Raw genomic sequence first — 3,427 nt, forward strand, 5'->3', positions numbered from 1 at the left:
CTCCCCCGCCCCGGGCGCCGACCCCCGCGAGGTGCGGCGGCGCGAGCGGCGCAGCCGGCGCTACCGGCGCGATGTGCGCTGGAGCCCGTACGCCTTCGTGGCGCCCTTCTTCCTCTTCTTCGCCGCCTTCGGCCTCTTCCCGCTCCTCTACACGGGCTGGGCCTCGCTGCACCAGGTCGAGCTGACCGCGCCGAACGAGATGCACTGGGTCGGGCTGCGCAACTTCTCGCGGCTGCTCTCGGACGAGTTCTTCTGGAACGCGCTGCGCAACACCTTCACCATCGGCCTCATCTCCACCGTCCCCCAGCTCCTGATCGCCCTCGGCATCGCCCATCTGCTCAACTACAAGCTGCGCGGCTCGATGTTCTTCCGGGTCGCCGTCCTCACCCCGTACGCCACCAGCGTGGCCGCCGCGACCCTCGTCTTCGTGCTCCTCTTCGGACGCGACTACGGCATGATCAACTGGGCGCTCGGCCAGCTCGGCGTGGGCCCGGTGGACTGGCAGAACGGCACCTGGACCTCGCAGTTCGCCGTCTCCACGATCGTGGTGTGGCGCTGGACCGGCTACAACGCGCTGATCTATCTGGCCGCGATGCAGGCCATCGCGCCCGATCTGTACGAGTCCGCCGCGCTGGACGGCGCGTCGCGCTGGCAGCAGTTCCGGCACGTCACCGTGCCCGCGCTGCGGCCGACCATCCTGTTCACCTGCGTCGTGTCCACGATCGGCGCGACCCAGCTGTTCGGTGAACCGCTGCTGTTCAACGGCGGCGCCGGAGCCACCGGAGGCTCCGACCACCAGTTCCAGACGCTCGGGCTGTATCTGTACGAGCAGGGCTGGGTGAACCTCCACCTCGGCCGCGCCTCGGCGATCGCCTGGACGATGTTCCTGATCCTGCTGCTGATCGGCGCGGTGAACTGGCTGGTCTCGCGCGCCCTGCGCAAGGAGACGTCATGAACGCCAAGACGACGGCCCCGGCCGTCCCCGCCGGCGGTCCCGCCGGCCGCTCCTCCCCCCGGTCCGTCCACCGTGCCGGGCGCCAGCTGCACGGCGGCCGGCTCACGCACACGATCCTGATCCTCTTCACCGCCGGCTCGCTCTTCCCGCTGGTGTGGACGGCCATCGCCGCCTCCCGTACCAACGAGCGCCTCGCCCAGACTCCGCCGCCCTTCTGGTTCGGCGGGAACCTCTTCAAGAATTTGAAGATCGCCTGGACCGACGCCAACATGGGCACGGCCCTGCTCAACACCACGATCGTGGCGGGCTCGATCGCGCTCGGCACGGTCTTCTTCTCCACACTCGCCGGATTCGCCTTCGCCAAGCTGCGGTTCCGCTTCAAGAACGTGCTGCTCCTGCTCGTCATCGGCACGATGATGATCCCGCCGCAGCTCAGCGTCGTCCCCCTCTACATGATGGTGGCGAAGCTGTCGTGGACCGATCAGCTCCAGGCGGTCATCCTGCCGACCCTGGTCAGCGCCTTCGGGGTGTTCTTCATGCGGCAGTTCCTCATCGAGGCGCTGCCCACCGAACTGATCGAGGCCGCCCGGGTCGACGGCGCCAGCAGCTGGCGGGTGGTGTGGCACGTGGTCTTCCCGGCCGCCCGGCCCGCGATGGCCGTCCTCGGGATGCTCACCTTCGTGATGGCCTGGAACGACTTCTTCTGGCCGATCATCGCGCTGACCCAGAACGGCAGCCCCACGGTCCAGGTGGCGCTCACCGGACTCGGCCGCGGCTACATCCCCGACCAGTCGGTCATCATGGCCGGCGCCCTCCTCGGCACCCTCCCCCTGCTGCTGGCGTTCGTCCTCTTCGGGCGGCAGATCGTCGGCGGAATCATGCAGGGAGCGGTCAAGGGGTGAGCACCGACCACGCGCCCGACAGCACCCTCCTTCCGTACCCCCTCGATGGGAGCGCCTCCATGACCGACCGGTTTCCGCCCGACTTCCTCTGGGGCACCGCCACCTCCGCCTACCAGATCGAGGGCGCGGTCGCCGAGGGCGGCCGTACGCCGTCCATCTGGGACACCTTCTGCCGTACCCCGGGGAAGGTGTTCGGCGGGGACAGCGGGGACGTCGCCGTCGACCACTACCACCGCTGGCGGGACGACGTCCGGCTGATGGCGGACCTGAACCTCTCCGCGTACCGCTTCTCCGTGTCCTGGTCCCGGGTGCAGCCGACCGGGCGCGGACCCGCGGTGCAGCGCGGGCTCGACTTCTACCGCAAGCTGGTGGACGGGCTCCTGGAGCAGGGCATCCGGCCCTCCCTCACGCTCTACCACTGGGACCTGCCGCAGGAGCTGGAGTCGGCGGGCGGCTGGCCGGAGCGAGACACCGCCCACCGGTTCGCGGACTACGCGGGGCTCGTCGCCGAGGCGCTCGGCGACCGGGTGGATATGTGGACCACCCTCAACGAGCCCTGGTGCAGCGCCTTCCTCGGGTACGGCTCCGGCGTCCACGCGCCCGGCCGCACCGATCCGGTGGCCGCGCTGCGGGCCGCGCACCATCTGAACCTGGGCCACGGCCTGGCCGCCCAGACCCTGCGCGCCAAGCTGCCGAAGGCCGCCAGGCTGGCGATCAGCCTCAACCCGAGCGCGGTCAGGGCCCGCACCCAGTCCCCCGCGGACCTGGACGCGCAACGGCGCATCGACGCGCTCGCCAACCGGGTGTTCACCGGGCCGATGTTCAAGGGCGCGTACGACGAGGACCTGCTGCGGGACACCGCGCGGCTCACCGACTGGTCGTTCGTCCACGACGGCGATCTGAGCACCATCAAGCACCCCCTCGATGTGCTGGGCATCAACTACTACGCACCCTCAGTTGTATCCGCCGCCACTGACAACGGCCCCGGCGAGGGCCCTGACCTGCAAGTACCCCGCCCGGACGGGCACGGCGCGAGCGCCCACTCGCCCTGGCCCGGGGCCGACTCCGTCGTCTTCCACCAGCCGCCGGGCGAGCTGACCGCGATGGACTGGTCGATCGACCCGACGGGGCTGTACGACCTGCTGATGCGCTACACCCGCGAGGCGCCCGGCGTACCGCTGATGATCACGGAGAACGGCGCCGCGTACGACGACAAGCCGTCCCCCGACGGCTCGGTGCACGACCCCGACCGCATCCGCTATCTGCACGGCCACCTCGCGGCGGTGCGCCGCGCGATGCGGGACGGGGCGGACGTACGCGGGTACTTCCTGTGGTCCCTGCTCGACAACTTCGAGTGGGCGTACGGCTACGGCAAGCGGTTCGGGGCGGTGTACGTCGACTACGAGACGCAGACGCGTACGCCGAAGTCCAGCGCGCGGTGGTACGGGGAGGTGGCACGGACGGGCGAGCTGCCGGATGCGGCGCCGTCGGCGTGACGGATGGCGTGACGGGTGGCGTGCGCGCGGGGGGGGTGCTCGTCCTTGTACGGAGGAGGCGCGCGCCCCGGCCG

Annotated in this window: 3 protein-coding genes; all 3 read left to right on the top strand. The window is 70.5% G+C overall.

What is annotated here, in order from left to right; genetic code table 11:
* The first annotated feature begins 31 nt into the window (after positions 1-31).
* The 3 genes from ACJA3G_RS33385 to ACJA3G_RS33395 are packed head-to-tail and all read left to right on the top strand — an operon-like array spanning position 32 to position 3,353.
* The gene (locus tag ACJA3G_RS33385; RefSeq protein WP_406556782.1) at positions 32-955 is read left to right on the top strand and encodes a carbohydrate ABC transporter permease; all 924 of its coding nucleotides are present in this window, start codon (positions 32-34) and stop codon (positions 953-955) included.
* A complete protein-coding gene (locus ACJA3G_RS33390; RefSeq protein ID WP_406556781.1) occupies positions 952-1,857 on the top strand; it encodes a carbohydrate ABC transporter permease in 906 nt (301 codons plus the stop codon). The genes ACJA3G_RS33385 and ACJA3G_RS33390 overlap by 4 nt, the downstream gene beginning before the upstream one ends.
* A gap of 59 nt (positions 1,858-1,916) precedes the next feature.
* Positions 1,917-3,353, top strand: coding sequence for a glycoside hydrolase family 1 protein (locus ACJA3G_RS33395; protein ID WP_406556783.1), 1,437 nt, complete (start codon positions 1,917-1,919; stop codon positions 3,351-3,353).
* Positions 3,354-3,427: the final 74 nt, after the last annotated feature.

This window comes from Streptomyces sp. YS-3 (assembly GCF_045257485.1).
Lineage (GTDB): Bacteria > Actinomycetota > Actinomycetes > Streptomycetales > Streptomycetaceae > Streptomyces.

Bases quoted from the DNA above. Each gene is read 5' to 3' on its own strand.
- ACJA3G_RS33390 (WP_406556781.1), top strand. From the start codon at position 952: ATGAACGCCAAGACGACGGCCCCGGCCGTCCCCGCCGGCGGTCCCGCC.
- ACJA3G_RS33395 (WP_406556783.1), top strand. From the start codon at position 1,917: ATGACCGACCGGTTTCCGCCCGACTTCCTCTGGGGCACCGCCACCTCC.